This is a genomic window from Bacillus cereus group sp. RP37, from assembly GCF_040459695.1.
GTDB lineage: Bacteria > Bacillota > Bacilli > Bacillales > Bacillaceae_G > Bacillus_A.
In genome coordinates this window covers 1,406,103-1,421,567 of sequence record NZ_JARVHP010000001.1, presented here as the reverse complement: position 1 = coordinate 1,421,567, position 15,465 = coordinate 1,406,103, and the positions used below count along the sequence as shown (strand labels likewise).

The window sequence follows — 15,465 nt, the reverse complement described above, 5'->3', positions numbered from 1 at the left end:
TTTGGCCAATTGTAGGCCAAACTGTTTTATTTTTTCTCTTCTTTAATTTTAATATTTGCTTGTTTATAAAAAGCTATTTTTTCTGTATTATAAGATTTCGTAAATTCATTAAACTTGTCTTTCTCTGATTCGATATCCTTATAAGATTGATTTACTACTTTTACTTTTTCACTAATATCTTTTAATTTTGTACCTTTATCTTGTAACATTGTATATAATTCTTTTTCTTGTTTTAACGATTTATTATAGCTATCATACATCTTGTTAAATGAATCGTGTCGTTTCTCATATGTGCTTTTCACTTTATCCGCTTGATCTTTCAATTTCTTATCTTCAATTTTCTTCACATATTTATCTGCTGACTTCACTTCTTCTTGTGCCTTATTTAAAGATTCTTTTTCTTTTTTAAGCACTTTGTCTCGTTCATCTGTATTTTTCACTGCTTGGTTCAGTTTTTCCTTAACAGTTTGATTATTATCTTTTCCTTCTTGAACAATCTGGTTATATAATTCTTGTCCCTCTTTTTCTAAAGTTTCAAGTTTCTTTGCATCTTCAAACATTGTTTTTTCTTGCTTTGCAGCATTTTCAAATGCAACATATAATTCCTCTTCTGGTTTCGGTCCGAAACAACCAGCTAGTAAAGTCATTGATAATGCAGTTACAATTGCTAATTTACTATATTTCAACATCTTCTTCCTCCTACTTATATACGATCATCGTGTAAAAAGCTATGAAAATTACATATCCTTCTATAAACTCCATACTCGCACCTTTTTTACGAAAATCATTGATATTGTTTATAATGCTTGTACAAATTGTATTACTTAAAATCACATTTTACTTTTTTGAACCAAATAGTAGTTTCATATCCATCTTTTACTTGGCACTTTTTAAAACCTGTTCATACTATGTATTACATAAAATTACAACGGAATTCATCACAGCCATAATAATTTGAAGAACAACAGCAATAATAATTCACCTGATAAAAGATGATCGTTGTTCTCTCACGTCTATCATTCTATCATTCCCTTTCCGGCTTTCTATCAAATAATCTATTTGTTCATTTTACACAGTATAAATGCTATCTTGCAACAACTTACAATTATTCTTGTCATTCCCTAAAAAGGAAAAGTGTAGAGCATGCTTTCCTCTACACTTTTAAAATGAAACACATTGTGCAAAATGCATTGACACATCCATCATAATTATATGCTTATTCCATATATTTTTAAAGACTTTTATTACAAAAAAAGTTCTTTTTGTAATAAAAGTCAAAAAAATGTTACAATCAAAACTTCTTCATTTCATATTTCTTTAAATCAAAGTTTCACTTATTGCCTTACAAATTTCTACGCTGGTACAATTGATTTTGTGCCTTTCTTAACAATTCTTCAAAAGTTTTTCCTTCTATTGGATAACTAGCAGCTCCAAATAATAGAGTCATACTTAACAAGCCATTTTCTATTTCACTTTCAATATTTTTCATTAATCGGTTTGTTATTGTCGACTTTTCATGTCCGTTATCAATCGCCACAATAACATACTTATTTTCATCCCACCTCGTAACAACATCCCCTTTACGAATTGTCTTCACAATCGTACTCTCCAATTTTTGTACTAACACCTCCAATTTTTTTTCTTGCACTGTTTCTTTTAGTTCTTTCCATTCTTTCACAGAAAGAATGTACACTGTAATATTATGAGAATCCCGTTCTGATAAAGCAGCTACTTTCTCAAAGAAATCAACTACAAAATCATTACTTGCCATTCCCCCTACTTCCGTATCCATACGCTCACTCGCTCTTCTATCATACCAATGTCCAAAATAATAGCTGAGTATCATTTGCAATATATAAATAATAAAGACGGTATAAAATGATCGCGAATCCAGTTTTGTAATTACATCCTGAAGCGCAATCCATTCTGTAACTGCCACTGTATTCCCAAGTAATAATCCACTAATTTTCCCTTTATGTTTCATACTTTCCCCCCCTTCTATACCAATATATGTTTCTATAACAATTATGTTTTTCTACAAAATAAAAAATGTACATATGCAATGTACATTTCCGCTTAAGCTTGTCTCCCATTTCTATTCTATTTCATATATATACTATATATCGTTTTAGAAAGAGGTGACCTATATGCTAAAAAAAGAAAATCTATCAGATATTGTACGTTTACTAGCAGGTTTTCTGTTATCTTTAAAATTATTATTTAATTCTTTCGGAGTGAACTTTATTACAAACGATCAAATTGACGCTATTGTAAATGTTGCTTCCTTTCTTTTTATTCTATATTTTGGTTATAAAAATAATTATGTAGGAAAAAAAGGAATCGAGCAAAAAAAAGTACTCAAAAAGCATAACCTTCACTAAAAAAGGAACCTTTCATGCAGGTTCCTTTTTATCATTGCCGCACAACAACTTCATTTGTTTGGAGCGGACCATATGATACTCCTTTATATTGAAATGTATATGTAGCCTGAAATAATGCGTTTTTGAGTGCTTTATCTTTATTTGCTTTTATTTTACAAATTAATTCAACCTTCTCATTCGGCAATAAATTATCGATGCGCCACCTTACAAGCTGGAACAAAAACTCACTTATCCCTTTATCCGTCTTTAATGAATTTGGGATATATGCAAAATAATCTCGAATCATATGACTTACTACAACTCGTGAAATCATTTCCATTCCTTTATTTTCAACTTCAATTCGAATAATAAGTATGTCGTTTACATCATAGGTCAGTTCATATGAAAATTTTTCTTTATACATACTACGGATTTGCAATGTAACTGCTACATTAGGACATTCGTTTTCCTTTTTTGAGCCATCAATCCATAATACCGGTTGTAGCGGTATTGAACGCCTTCCTTGATCCGAAATTCGTTTCCATATTTTCATAATAATATTCACCCCATTTCAGATGCATCATCCATACGACTTTATTCTGCCTCTCTACCCACCAATATTAATAATGCTTGTTACAAACAATATATAGTTATTACTCTTCCTTTTATCCTATTCGACAATATAAAGAAAAAACCATTTTTCCTCTGTTAACAGACGGTATTCTTCCTGAAATATTTTTTTACAATTTCCTTCATTGACTTTATACCAATATTAAGTATCGCTCACTCTTTCGCTGTCCATACAACAGAATATTTTGACGGAAGAAAAAGTTTGCCTTTTAGTCAAATTTGACTATAATAATCTTTATGGCTTTGTCAGTGTACTTGTGTAAATTAATTTGAAAGAACTATACTTTAAATTTTTATGCGTCGCACTCAAAACTTAATATAGTTTACTTATTATTAAAGGAGGGTTATATTTGGAATCTCAATTATCAAAAAAAGACTCCAACAAGACAAAATTTGTTGTTGCTGGTTTACTACTTGGTATTTTAATGGCAGCAATGGATAATACAATTGTTGCAACCGCAATGGCAACGATTGTTGGAGACCTAGGAGGATTTGACAAATTCGTTTGGGTCACGTCTGCATATATGGTAGCAACAATGGCAGGGATGCCGATCTTCGGAAAACTTTCTGATATGTACGGACGGAAACGCTTTTATATTGGTGGTCTTATTCTTTTCTTATTCGGTTCTGCACTTTGCGGAACAGCATCTAGTATTGAGCAGCTAAGTATTTATAGAGCAATTCAAGGAATCGGCGGCGGCGCTCTTATGCCTATCGCCTTCACAATTATGTACGATATATTCCCACCAGAAAAACGTGGAAAAATGACAGGGCTATTCGGTGCGGTTTTTGGAACATCTAGTGTATTCGGCCCTTTATTAGGTGCTTATATTACAGACTATATAAGTTGGCATTGGGTCTTCTATATTAATATTCCATTAGGACTTATCTCCTTCTTCTTCATTACGAAATACTACAGTGAATCACTAGAATTTAGAAAACAAAAAATTGATTGGGCTGGCGCTATTACACTTGTTATTAGTATCGTTTGCTTAATGTTCGCCTTAGAACTTGGTGGTAAAGAATACGCATGGAATTCCACTGTTATTATCGGTTTATTTACAACAGTTGTTATTATGCTTATTATTTTCTTCTTCGTAGAACGAAAAGCAACTGAGCCTATCATTTCTTTTCATCTATTTAAAAAACCTTTATTTGCAGCTAGCCAAGGAGTTGCCTTTTTCTATGGTGCTGCCTTTATCATCTGTACAGTGTATATACCAATCTTCGTTCAAGGTGTTCTCGGCGGTTCAGCCTCCAATGCTGGATTAATTTTAACACCTATGATGGTTGGCTCTGTAATTGGAAGTCAAACAGGTGGACAGTTAGCTTCTCGAACAAGTTATCGTAACATCATGATGGCATCTGGCGTTTTCTTCGTTCTTGGTATTTATTTACTAAGTACTTTAACAATGGACACACCACGTCTACTCGTAACGCTATTTATGGTTCTCGCTGGACTTGGAGTTGGTTTCTCATTCTCAGTTTTAAGTATGTCTTCTATCCACAAATTAGAAATGAGAGACCGTGGTTCTGCTACATCAACAAACTCATTCTTCCGTTCACTCGGTATGACTCTTGGTGTAACGATTTTCGGTACAATTCAAAATCATATTTTTACAGATAAACTAAACACTTTGTTCCCTGCGGAACTAGCTAAATTAGCTCCAAAGGGCGGAGACACAAGTTTCTTATTATCACCCGGTGCTACTGATAAAATACCAGCTGAAATATTAACTGGTATTAAAGAAGCTCTCGCTACCTCTATTGCCAGTACATTCTTCTGGGCACTTATCCCGGCTGTACTAAGCATTATTTGTATTTTACTTATGGGAAATGAACGCCTCTTTACAGGTCCAAAAACGAAACAAAAACAAAAGCAGGTAAGTTAGTATAGAAAAAAGAAACGGCATACCCTTTATGAAAAAGGGTATGCCGTTTATAATATATAAAGTAAATCTTTAATCAGTAAGGAACCATTCCCACTGATTATTATCCAGATTGGTAAGGGATAAAGTTTCTATATACAGGAGTTGAAACAGAATGAGCATGAAATTAGTCATTCTCGGCTTGCTACTCGAAGGGGATAAACATCCATATGAAGTGCAACACATCATGAAAGAAAGACAAATGGATTGTTATATTAAATATGCAAAAGGATCACTTTACTACGCCTTCGAACAATTAGAAAAGCAAGGTGCAATTCGTATTACCACGATTGTTCGAGACACGAATAGACCAGATAAAACAATCTTTCATATAACAGAAGAAGGTAAACGGTTATTTCACACGTTACTATTAAAGCAATTCGAAGCAAAAAACCAAATATATAAACCAATTTATTCAGCACTCTCTTTCGCTCAGTTTGGTAATGATCAAGAGTTAGTTCCTATTTTAGAAAAGAAGAAAAATGATACCATTCAATATTTACATAATATGCAAACTATTTATGATTGTAGCAAAGGCCAAATTCCACGTGCACAACTATATATTTTGCAAAGCGTTATTGAACATATTACAGTTGAATTGCAATGGTTAAACACCCTTCTTACAGATGCAGTTGCAGGGCGACTTTCAGAAATTGATATAGATGAAGATAAAGAAGAAACTGTAAAAAGACAATAAAGTTATTTACTTTTAAACCCTAAAATAAGCATACCCCCGTTCTAATTTAGGACAGGGGTATCATATAGCTGTTTAATTTTCGATATAAGATACTTCACTGCGCTCAAAAATATAACAATACAGTCGTTTAAAAATCTAAGATTTATTCATCACTAACGTCCCATAATGGAAGGTTGTTTCTTAAAATTCTATATAAAAAGGATGTTGGTTTTCATCCAAACTGTATTCAATCCTTTGTCTGAAATTCATAAAATTCACCATTTCTAACGCCTGCTCAATAGGATAGAACCCTACTTCCAAACTTTCTGGTGTAGTCGTTAATTTACCGCCAACTGGCCTAGCTAAAAACAACGTATTACATATTGAATGATTCACATTTTGGAATACTCCACAAAACTTTAAAACCTCAATATCAATACCTGTTTCCTCTTTAGTTTCCCTTATTGCAGCATCTTTCAAAGACTCTCCTTCTTCGACTTGTCCGCCTGGCATTTCCCACCCTCTTCTAGGTCCCTTAATTAATAGAATTTCTTTTTGTTCATTCATTACAATTGTCGCTGCTGAAACTATATGTTTTGGCGGTAAATAAATATTTTGTGTGCTTTGTTCCAAGTGAAATTCCCCATTTCTATAAACTTAGTATATTCATCTTTATACAGCAATCTTGTTCTTTTTTGTGATAACTTACTATTTCGAAATGACCCCCCCAATCCCCTTCCTTATTCCAGAATATGGACCGATTGTTAAACAACATAACTAGCGTCTTATCTCTGTACAAGTACACACTTCTTTATAAGTTTAATTCAATTCACTCCTCTTCATTAATCAGAAAAATAAGAATAATAAAAAATAAAAAACTTTAGAATTTTCTTATTTCAAAACAGTAGACAAAATTCCAAAAATTGTGTTAGAATTTGTTTCAATATCATATCGCTTGTTAACTTCCTTTCAAAAGGAAAATAGGTACACGAACATTTCGTTTCGTGTTTAAAAGGGAAGCTTGGTGAAACTCCAGCACGGTCCCGCCACTGTAAATGCTGAAATTTCTTTTTTAGTGCCACTGTGAAAACGGGAAGGTGAAAGAAATTATATGAAGCATAAGTCAGGAGACCTGCCTGTTTTAACAACACTGATAGATTCACGGATGATGATGAGGTGTTAAAACAAAAAGGAAGGCTTATTTTCTATGCCTTTGTACTTTTTGTTATAGGTATTTCCTAGTAAACGGAAATGCTTACTTTCAATTAGGGAGGAATTTAAAATGGCAATTCAAACAAGTAACTTAGGTTATCCACGTATCGGACTACAAAGAGAGTGGAAAAAAACATTAGAAGCTTTTTGGTCCAATAAAATCGATGAAGAACAATTTTTAACAACAATGAAAGAAATTCGCCTTCAACACGTAAAAGTACAGCAAGAAAAAGGGATTGAACTCATTCCAATTGGCGACTTTACATATTATGATCACGTTTTGGATACTGCTTATATGCTAGGATTTATCCCATCACGTTTTTCTGAGTTTACATCTTACCTTGATGTATATTTCGCAATGGCGCGTGGCTCTAAAGATCACGTAGCTTCCGAAATGACAAAATGGTTTAACACAAACTATCATTATATCGTTCCTGAATATGAAGAGGGGTTACAAATCTCTTTAAAAGATAATCGTCCACTTCGCTTATACGAAGAGGCAAAACAAGAATTAGGAGTAGATGGAAAGCCTGTTATTTTAGGGCCATATACTTTCTTAAAATTAGCTAAAGGCTATACACAAGAGCAATTTACTACCATTTTAAAACAATTAGTTGCACCTTACGTACAACTGCTTTCAGAATTGCATGCAGCTGGTGCACAAGTCATTCAAGTTGATGAACCGATTTTCGCTTCTTTAACGAAAGAAGAAGTTCAACAGGCAAAAGAAATTTATGAAGCTATTCGTAAAGAAGTTCCAAATGCGAATCTTCTTTTACAAACATATTTTGATAGCGTAGAAGAAAACTATGAAGAAATTATTACATTCCCTGTATCCGGTATTGGATTAGATTTCGTTCATGGTAAAGAAGGTAATCTACATGCTATTTCACAATATGGATTCCCAGCTGATAAAACTTTAGCTGTCGGTTGTATAGATGGCCGTAACATTTGGAGAGCTGACCTTGATGAAGTTCTTACGTTATTTACAACGTTACAAAAACAAGTCCAAACGAAAGATTTCATCGTTCAGCCTTCTTGTAGCTTATTGCATACACCAATCGATAAAACAGAAGAAACTCACTTATCGACTGAACTATTCGATGCGTTAGCATTTGCAAATCAAAAATTAGAAGAGTTAGTTCTCATTCACTCTGCTCTGACTCAAGGTACAGAAAGTATTAGTAATGAGCTAGAAACATATCGAAATGTACATCATACAATTCGTTCATCTGCTGTACGTAACCGTGAAGATGTCAAAGCAGCACGAACAGCACTAAAAGAAGAAGATTTTTCACGTCCTCTTCCATTTGAAAAACGATACGAATTACAACAAGTTGCCCTAGAGTTACCGTTATTACCAACAACGACTATTGGTAGCTTCCCGCAAACAACTGAAGTTCGTCAAACGCGAAAAGAATGGCGTAACGGTGTTATTTCAAATGAACAATATGAGCAATTTATTGAAAAAGAGACAGAAAAATGGATTCGTTACCAAGAAGAAATTGGTCTTGATGTCCTTGTACATGGTGAATTCGAAAGAACTGACATGGTCGAATATTTCGGTGAGCGCCTTGCTGGTTTCTCATTCACTAAAAACGGTTGGGTACAATCATACGGTTCTCGCTGCGTAAAACCACCTGTTATTTATGGTGATGTTGCCTTTATTAACGGAATGACTATTAAGGAAACGGTTTATGCACAAAGCTTAACAGAGAAAGTTGTAAAAGGAATGTTAACTGGACCTGTTACGATTTTAAATTGGTCTTTCGTTCGAAATGACATTCCAAGAAAAGAAGTTTCGTATCAAATTGCATTAGCTCTTCGTCACGAAATTGAACTACTTGAATCTTCCGGAATTCGAGTAATCCAAGTCGATGAGCCAGCACTTCGTGAAGGAATGCCACTAAAAGAAAAAGATTGGGACGCTTATATTACATGGGCAGTACAATCCTTCCTTTTAGCAACTTCTTCTGTAGCAAATGAAACACAAATTCATACGCATATGTGTTACAGTAATTTCGAAGATATTGTTGACGCGATTCGCGCATTAGATGCAGATGTGATTTCTATCGAAACATCAAGAAGCCACGGAGAATTTATTGATACATTAAAACATACAACATATGAAAAAGGCATCGGTCTAGGTGTATATGATATTCATAGTCCACGTGTACCGAGTAAAGATGAAATGTATAAAATCGTGGAACAATCTTTAGAAGTATGCGATCCTAAATATTTCTGGATTAATCCTGATTGTGGTTTAAAAACGAGAAGAACGGAAGAAGTTATCCCGGCTTTAGAACACATGGTGCAAGCAGCAAAAGATGCTCGTTCCCTACTAAAAACAAACGCATAACAAAAATGGGTTATCCTTTTTGAGGATAACCCATTTTTTATTCTTTACTTTCAAAAAAGAATTCGTATTGTATTTTATATAATTCATCATCCGTTGGTTCTTCAAGAGGAGTTGCCTGTAATACAACTGTATACTCACCATTCGGAATAGGGATTTGAAATTTATTTGAAAGAATACTTGTTACAACGATACATTCATTTTCAATTGTAAAAGGAACTGTAACCGTTCTAATCACTTCTTCTTTCTCAATATGCTTCCCGCAAGTCACTTTTACTTCACAAGTATAATCAGAGAGTGCTTCAAAAATAACAGTTCCATCCGCCTTCGCATAACCTCTTTCAAAATCTTCATCCGTCCAGTCAACGTAAGGCTGATCACCGTCATAGTTCATCAACATTAATTGCGAATACGAAATTGTTAACTCCATAGGTCACTTCTCCTTCATTATGAAATGTGCAACTACTACTTTACGTCAAATTTCACACGTGTACCATCTGGGTATTTATCTAACTTATTTCCTACCCAAGACCCTGCCCCGCGATTATCGGCTGGACTTATATATTCAATATGTGCTCCTTTTCCGCCTTCTTTACACATCGCCATTGGCCATTCATCACGATCATACCCTTTTTTTGATGGGTATGGAGCTAACGATAATTTTCTTCTATCCGCAGCGCCACCACGGTCGATTGTACAAACTTCTGAATGCCCTTCTTTTATAGCATCCGTAATATGTTTCCCTGTCTCTGGATATCGCTCTTTCGGAAATTCTAGAACTTGATCATACGCATTTGTTTTTTTGATACTTGTTTCTTCTGGAACAAGTACTTCATACACCGCTACTACAATAGAAAGAATTGCAATAATTGAAATGATAATACCTTTTAATTGCTTCATGTATACCTCCATGATTCTACCAGTTTCTTTTCCTCAGTTATTATAACAAACTTCTCCTGTATATGTTTTCAGACATTATTTTAGCTCTTCTTCGCCATTCCGCCAAAAAACTCTCATTTTCCTTCATCTTTTCACTAATGCTGTAGAAAACTAATAACCTTCCGACATTCTTTTTCAAAGGAAGTCCTCATAAAAGATTGAAATGATATATACGATACTTTTTGGGGAGGAAATATTATGGAAGCTACCTATAAAACGAAAGATGTCACGAATAAAACAGGCATCCCAAAACATATAGTTCGCAAATATAGTCAACTGTTAGAGGATCATGGTTACATCATTTCCAAAACAGCTGACGCTCGTATTTATAAACTGGATGATTTAAAACTATTGAAATCTATACATGAAAGAGCTGCTACACTGCAAGAAGATATTTCAGAAACGATACCTATTATTTTAAAAGAAAAAGAGGCCCCGCCTGTACCCGCTATACAAGATAAGCAAGAAATACAAACGAAAGAAAAAGAAGATGGGCGTAACTTTGAGGAGTTCATGTTAAAACTTGAAATGCTCGCTCAATTAAATGAAGCAATTATTCATCAAAATTCTACCCTTATTACCCAAAATCGTTTAAAAGATGAAAAGCTAGATGAATTGATGCAACAAGTTTATGTAAAAGAAGGCTCTCAAGAAAAAATGCTACAAGAGTTAGTAGATCATGCAGCTCAAACAGATGCCCTGCAAAAAGAAAAGATGGACTTATTAATGAATCATATGTATAAACGAGAATCTAAGCAGGAAGAAAAAATGAATAAACTCGTTAATCAAATTTATAATAAAGACAGTAATCGTGATGCACAACTTATGCAAGTTATTCGTGAAATTCAAGAAACAAAAAGAATGGTTGCTGCCTCAAAAGAGCAAGGATTCTTGCAATCATTTAAAAGTTTATTTAGTCGAACAAAACAAGAAAAAACAAATGAATAAACAATATAAAATAAAAAGTTACCTTCCACCGGTAACTTTTATTCCTTATTTTTTACAGCTGGTAATATAATAATTGCTTCAGTTCCTTTCCCACTTTCGCTTTTATATTCCAGTGTACCATTATGTGCTTGTAAAATACTAAAAGTTACCATAAGCCCTAATCCTGTCCCTTTTTCTTTTAAAGAATAATATGGTTGTCCCAGCCTTCCTAACTGTTCGTTCGTCATTCCAACACCACTATCTTTAACTCTTATTACAATCGTTTCATCTTTTTGCATAGCGGTTACTTTTAAGTATCCTTTATTTCCTTGAATTGCTTCAATACCATTTTTAACAACATTCATAATTGCTTGCTTCAATTTCGTCTTATCACCGATCGTATAAAGACTTTCAGAAATCTCAACTTGTAAATATACACCTTGCATCGCTGCAAATGATGACATAAGAGTTGTCATTTCTATTAATTGAGCTGATAAGCAAATGTGTTCTTTTTTCTCAATTTGTGGCCTTGCTAAATTCAAATAATCTGAAATAATTTGTTCTGCCCGGTCCAATTCAGCTAATACGAGACGCATATAATCCTTATTCTTCACATCTTCTGTACTTTCTAGCAATTGAATAAAACCACGAACAACAGTGAGCGGGTTTCGAACCTCATGTGCAACACTTGCTGCTAACTCACTTACAATATTAAGCTTTTCTGATTTTTGCATCTCTGTACGTAGTATTGCATTTTCATTTAAATATTCCGTTAAGTACACCTGAAATACCATTGTCATAACCATAGTAAGCGAAGCAAATATATATCCGCTATATAGGTTCGAAATATACGGTGTAAACCCCGTTTCTAACAGAACGTTAATCATGCCAATCACTAAAGAAACAAGTACGTACAATGATGAAATCATAAATGCTAAAATTAGCTTCTTGTCCCTTGAAAATAGAGACCATTTCTTTGATAAAAATAATGGAACTATCAATAAAAATAGTACTTCTATGACTGGAAGAAGGCTCATTCCCTTGAGCGCCCATTCAGATGCAACAAAAATAACGGCCGGGATTAAACCAACAATCCCACCGTATAGAAAACCACTAACAATCGGGATTGGATGAAAGTTATACCCACAAACGTTACCAAAACAAATAGAGTATGTCATGGAGAGAACGAGTGTAATGCTGGATAAAAACATAATAAAGTAGCGGTTCGGCTTCGGAGGCATTTCTTGATAACGATTTAAACGAATCGCTTCATATAAAAATAATGGCAAAATAATGATGGCAATTTGGATCATTAAATCACGGATCAGCTCCATAGCCTCTCATCCCCTATATGTATTTTGATATGATTATATCATTTTACGGGTTTATTTGTTTTAAAATTTTGATTTTTCTTAACATATTTGTTAATTCTTTGTTAACAACACATAATAATTGTTACAGATTTTCGAAATGAATGTAAACCCTGTACCAAATTTCCGTCGGGCAGTATACAATGAATACGGATTACAAAGAAAATAAAAAATACTTCATGAGACGGACAACTATAGCAAAATACAGCATATAATCCATACTATCTATGTTTACAAATAAGTGATCATTATTTTAGTAGGAGGAAGATAAATATGGCGGGTACTACGCTTGTTTTAAAAGAAGAAAATTTGGTCGTTCTAGAAAATGTTGAAAAATCAGTATATGAAGAGTTACAGCATAAAACAGGAGAAGAAAATTGCACATGTGCTGTGAATGAATCAGTTGTTCACCTTGGCAAAGTATCCTCTGTACTTTGGAATGAAGATGAAATAGATTGGGAGTACGGATATTAAAAAGTCGCTTACAGCGGCTTTTTTTCTATTATTCCTCTCTTTTTGCATAACATATACGCAAGCGAAATCATAGAAAATATGTTAAAATGAACTTAATTTTCAAACGGAAGAAAGGGAGATACAATGGAACAATTCATTAATCCTAGAGTGAAGGATATCCAAATTTCTGGAATCCGTCAATTCTCTAACATGATTCAAAGCTATGATAATCTTATCTCTTTAACAATTGGACAACCCGATTTCCCTACACCTTCTCTTGTAAAAGAAGCGGCAAAACGGGCTATTACAGAAAATTATACAAGCTATACACATAACGCCGGTTTACTAGAATTACGCAAGGCAGCTTGTAACTTTGTAAAAGATAACTACGATTTACATTATTCACCTGAAAACGAAACCATCGTTACAATCGGTGCCAGTGAAGCAATTGATGTTGCATTTCGAACGATTTTAGAGCCAGGAACAGAAGTCATTTTACCTGCTCCTATTTATCCAGGATACGAACCGATTATTCGATTATGCGGCGCTACACCTATTTTTATCGATGTTCGTGAAACTGGGTTCCGTTTAACAGCCGAAGCACTAGAAAATGCCATTACAGAAAAAACGAGATGCGTCGTACTGCCGTATCCTTCTAATCCAACTGGTGTAACTTTATCAAAAGAAGAACTACAAGCTATTGTAGATGTTTTAAAAGATAAAAACATTTTCGTCCTTTCTGATGAAATTTATAGCGAACTTGTATATGAACAAACGCATACATCTATCTCTCATTTCCCAGAAATGCGTGAAAAGACGATCGTCATTAACGGTTTATCAAAATCTCATTCTATGACTGGCTGGCGTATCGGTCTATTATTCGCACCAAGCTATTTAGCAGGACATATATTAAAAGTTCATCAATACAACGTAACGTGCGCTACTTCAATCGCTCAATACGCTGCAATTGAAGCATTAACAGCTGCTAAAGATGCACCAAAAATGATGCGCCACCAATACAAAAAACGCCGTGATTACGTATATAATAGACTCATTCAAATGGGCTTAACAGTTGAAAAGCCAACAGGTGCATTTTACTTATTCCCATATGTTGGCCATTTAACATCTTCATCATTTGATTTTGCACTTGATCTCGTCAAAGAAGCTGGACTAGCCGTCGTTCCTGGAACAGCATTCTCTGAATATGGTGAAGGCTACCTTCGCTTATCCTATGCGTATAGTATCGAAACTTTAAAAGAAGGCTGTGACCGTTTAGAAGCCTTTCTACAACAAAAAGCTAAGAGTTAAACTCTTAGCTTTTTTTATGCATAATGATCACAGGTTTGACGCTTCAGTAATTTATGCGGAATAATAATACACTTTGCAGTCGACTCAGCATTCTCTACTTTATCAACTAAAGCTTTTGCAGCTTCATATCCTAGCTGATATATATTCACATCAACTGTCGAAAGTGGCGGACTCGCAATTTCTGATAATAAAGCATTGTTAAAGCTTACAATGGAAACATCCTTCGGTACAACAAATCCTTTTTTAGAAAGTGCACTTAGCACACCAAGTCCAATTAAATCATCCGTTGCCATAATTGCTGTGGGTGGTTGCTTCAGCCCCATTAATTCCTCAACAGCTTGTTGACCACTTTCTCTTGAAAAATCAAAATGTAAAATATACTCTTTCGGTAATACAATGTCTGCTAATTTTAAAGCATCACTCATACCAGCCAAACGATCTCTCGTTACAAGTAAATCTGATCCACCGCCGATGAACGCGATTTGTTTATGACCTAATGAAATCAAATATTCTGCTACTTCTCTTGCAGCTGTATAATTGTCATTATCTACATATGTAATTTCATCTTTTCGATCATATGGTTTCCCAATTAAAACAAACGGGAAATTTTGTTCATGCAAATATTGAATAATCCGATCATTCTCTCTTGAATATAAAAGAATAATGCCACCAATTTGGCGCCCCTGTACCATCTTTACAACACCATTAAAAATTTCATCTTCCGTTTCACCTGTCGACATATAAAGCGCGTATCCTTCCACATGTGCAAATGAACTAATCCCTCTTATAACTTCTGGGAAAAACGGATTTTGAAAAGCTTTACTTGCAGAACTCGGCATAACAAGTCCAAGTGTTTTTGTTGTTTGGTTAGCTAGGTTTCTTGCGTTTAAATTGGGATGATACCCTAGTTCACTCATTACTTTCCGAACACGACGCTTTGTTTTTTCACTTATACTTGGATTATCAGCAATTACACGAGAAACGGTAGATGGTGCTACGTTTGCCTTCTTCGCCACATCTTTAATTGTAACTGTCATAAAAATCCCCCTCCTTTCACTTCTCTGCCATTATATATATTTTCATCTTGCACCCGTTGCAAGTAATAGGAGAAGTCATAAACTTTCATTGATACTATCTTGCAAAACCTATCATATTCTCCCTCTCCATGTATTGTAAGGGATATAGCTCTTTTTTCCTATACTATAATATACTATTTATTTCACTTCTTTTCATATGTGATGTCAAATCTCTTTTCATCTCCCTATAAAGTTTTTTATAGGGAGATGAAAAGAAAAATGGGACGTAA

General features: G+C 34.2%; 15 protein-coding genes and 1 riboswitch. Of the genes, 7 read left to right on the top strand and 8 right to left on the bottom strand.

Annotated features, from left to right (window positions below):
* Positions 1-26: 26 nt before the first annotated feature.
* Positions 27-689, bottom strand: a complete 663-nt coding sequence (locus QCI44_RS07645) for a YkyA family protein (protein ID WP_016086497.1) — start codon at positions 687-689, stop codon at positions 27-29.
* 653 nt (positions 690-1,342) lie between these two features.
* On the bottom strand, positions 1,343-1,984 hold the full coding sequence (locus QCI44_RS07640; protein WP_016135276.1) for a diguanylate cyclase domain-containing protein: 642 nt from the start codon (positions 1,982-1,984) through the stop codon (positions 1,343-1,345).
* A 163-nt stretch (positions 1,985-2,147) separates the two neighbouring features.
* On the opposite strand from QCI44_RS07640, the gene QCI44_RS07635 reads away from it, so the two are divergent.
* Positions 2,148-2,381 carry an SPP1 phage holin family protein gene (locus tag QCI44_RS07635; RefSeq protein WP_016135277.1) on the top strand — a complete coding sequence of 78 codons (234 nt, stop codon included), beginning with the start codon at positions 2,148-2,150 and terminating at the stop codon, positions 2,379-2,381.
* Between the two features lie 31 nt (positions 2,382-2,412).
* Here QCI44_RS07635 and QCI44_RS07630 read toward each other — a convergent pair whose 3' ends face one another.
* Entirely contained in the window at positions 2,413-2,913 is a 501-nt protein-coding gene (locus QCI44_RS07630) for a hypothetical protein (RefSeq protein WP_016086493.1), read from the bottom strand.
* Between the two features lie 427 nt (positions 2,914-3,340).
* On the opposite strand from QCI44_RS07630, the gene QCI44_RS07625 reads away from it, so the two are divergent.
* Complete coding sequence (locus tag QCI44_RS07625; RefSeq protein ID WP_098412999.1) at positions 3,341-4,882, top strand: MDR family MFS transporter; 1,542 nt, start codon at positions 3,341-3,343, stop codon at positions 4,880-4,882.
* Between the two features lie 151 nt (positions 4,883-5,033).
* Positions 5,034-5,615 (top strand): PadR family transcriptional regulator, encoded by a 582-nt coding sequence (locus QCI44_RS07620; RefSeq protein WP_016135279.1) that lies wholly within the window; start codon positions 5,034-5,036, stop codon positions 5,613-5,615.
* Between the two features lie 180 nt (positions 5,616-5,795).
* Here the strand turns inward: QCI44_RS07620 and QCI44_RS07615 are convergent, their stop codons facing one another.
* Positions 5,796-6,227, bottom strand: a complete 432-nt coding sequence (locus QCI44_RS07615; RefSeq protein ID WP_116363307.1) for an NUDIX hydrolase — start codon at positions 6,225-6,227, stop codon at positions 5,796-5,798.
* Positions 6,228-6,559: 332 nt separating this feature from the next.
* A riboswitch (cobalamin riboswitch) is annotated at positions 6,560-6,748 on the top strand.
* Positions 6,749-6,876: 128 nt separating this feature from the next.
* On the opposite strand from QCI44_RS07615, the gene metE reads away from it, so the two are divergent.
* A complete protein-coding gene (metE, locus tag QCI44_RS07610; protein WP_116363308.1) occupies positions 6,877-9,165 on the top strand; it encodes a 5-methyltetrahydropteroyltriglutamate--homocysteine S-methyltransferase in 2,289 nt (762 codons plus the stop codon).
* A 37-nt stretch (positions 9,166-9,202) separates the two neighbouring features.
* Here the strand turns inward: metE and comJ are convergent, their stop codons facing one another.
* Complete coding sequence (comJ, locus tag QCI44_RS07605) at positions 9,203-9,592, bottom strand: competence protein ComJ (protein WP_000424013.1); 390 nt, start codon at positions 9,590-9,592, stop codon at positions 9,203-9,205.
* 35 nt (positions 9,593-9,627) lie between these two features.
* Positions 9,628-10,062, bottom strand: a complete 435-nt coding sequence (gene nucA, locus QCI44_RS07600; RefSeq protein WP_000811502.1) for a DNA-entry nuclease — start codon at positions 10,060-10,062, stop codon at positions 9,628-9,630.
* A 237-nt stretch (positions 10,063-10,299) separates the two neighbouring features.
* On the opposite strand from nucA, the gene QCI44_RS07595 reads away from it, so the two are divergent.
* A complete protein-coding gene (locus QCI44_RS07595; protein WP_016086489.1) occupies positions 10,300-11,049 on the top strand; it encodes a DUF3967 domain-containing protein in 750 nt (249 codons plus the stop codon).
* Positions 11,050-11,087: 38 nt separating this feature from the next.
* Here QCI44_RS07595 and kinB read toward each other — a convergent pair whose 3' ends face one another.
* Positions 11,088-12,362 (bottom strand): sporulation sensor histidine kinase KinB, encoded by a 1,275-nt coding sequence (gene kinB / locus QCI44_RS07590; RefSeq protein WP_016086488.1) that lies wholly within the window; start codon positions 12,360-12,362, stop codon positions 11,088-11,090.
* A 309-nt stretch (positions 12,363-12,671) separates the two neighbouring features.
* On the opposite strand from kinB, the gene QCI44_RS07585 reads away from it, so the two are divergent.
* Complete coding sequence (locus QCI44_RS07585) at positions 12,672-12,872, top strand: hypothetical protein (protein ID WP_000929285.1); 201 nt, start codon at positions 12,672-12,674, stop codon at positions 12,870-12,872.
* 123 nt (positions 12,873-12,995) lie between these two features.
* Entirely contained in the window at positions 12,996-14,159 is a 1,164-nt protein-coding gene (locus QCI44_RS07580; RefSeq protein ID WP_116363309.1) for an aminotransferase A, read from the top strand.
* A gap of 14 nt (positions 14,160-14,173) precedes the next feature.
* Here QCI44_RS07580 and malR read toward each other — a convergent pair whose 3' ends face one another.
* Positions 14,174-15,196 (bottom strand): maltose operon transcriptional repressor MalR, encoded by a 1,023-nt coding sequence (gene malR / locus QCI44_RS07575; RefSeq protein ID WP_016086486.1) that lies wholly within the window; start codon positions 15,194-15,196, stop codon positions 14,174-14,176.
* Between the last annotated feature and the right edge of the window lie 269 nt (positions 15,197-15,465).

Bases quoted from the DNA above. Each gene is read 5' to 3' on its own strand.
- QCI44_RS07645 (WP_016086497.1), bottom strand. From the start codon at position 689: ATGTTGAAATATAGTAAATTAGCAATTGTAACTGCATTATCAATGACT.
- QCI44_RS07640 (WP_016135276.1), bottom strand. From the start codon at position 1,984: ATGAAACATAAAGGGAAAATTAGTGGATTATTACTTGGGAATACAGTG.
- QCI44_RS07635 (WP_016135277.1), top strand. From the start codon at position 2,148: ATGCTAAAAAAAGAAAATCTATCAGATATTGTACGTTTACTAGCAGGT.
- QCI44_RS07630 (WP_016086493.1), bottom strand. From the start codon at position 2,913: ATGAAAATATGGAAACGAATTTCGGATCAAGGAAGGCGTTCAATACCG.
- QCI44_RS07620 (WP_016135279.1), top strand. From the start codon at position 5,034: ATGAGCATGAAATTAGTCATTCTCGGCTTGCTACTCGAAGGGGATAAA.
- metE (WP_116363308.1), top strand. From the start codon at position 6,877: ATGGCAATTCAAACAAGTAACTTAGGTTATCCACGTATCGGACTACAA.
- comJ (WP_000424013.1), bottom strand. From the start codon at position 9,592: ATGGAGTTAACAATTTCGTATTCGCAATTAATGTTGATGAACTATGAC.
- nucA (WP_000811502.1), bottom strand. From the start codon at position 10,062: ATGAAGCAATTAAAAGGTATTATCATTTCAATTATTGCAATTCTTTCT.
- QCI44_RS07595 (WP_016086489.1), top strand. From the start codon at position 10,300: ATGGAAGCTACCTATAAAACGAAAGATGTCACGAATAAAACAGGCATC.
- kinB (WP_016086488.1), bottom strand. From the start codon at position 12,362: ATGGAGCTGATCCGTGATTTAATGATCCAAATTGCCATCATTATTTTG.
- QCI44_RS07585 (WP_000929285.1), top strand. From the start codon at position 12,672: ATGGCGGGTACTACGCTTGTTTTAAAAGAAGAAAATTTGGTCGTTCTA.
- QCI44_RS07580 (WP_116363309.1), top strand. From the start codon at position 12,996: ATGGAACAATTCATTAATCCTAGAGTGAAGGATATCCAAATTTCTGGA.
- malR (WP_016086486.1), bottom strand. From the start codon at position 15,196: ATGACAGTTACAATTAAAGATGTGGCGAAGAAGGCAAACGTAGCACCA.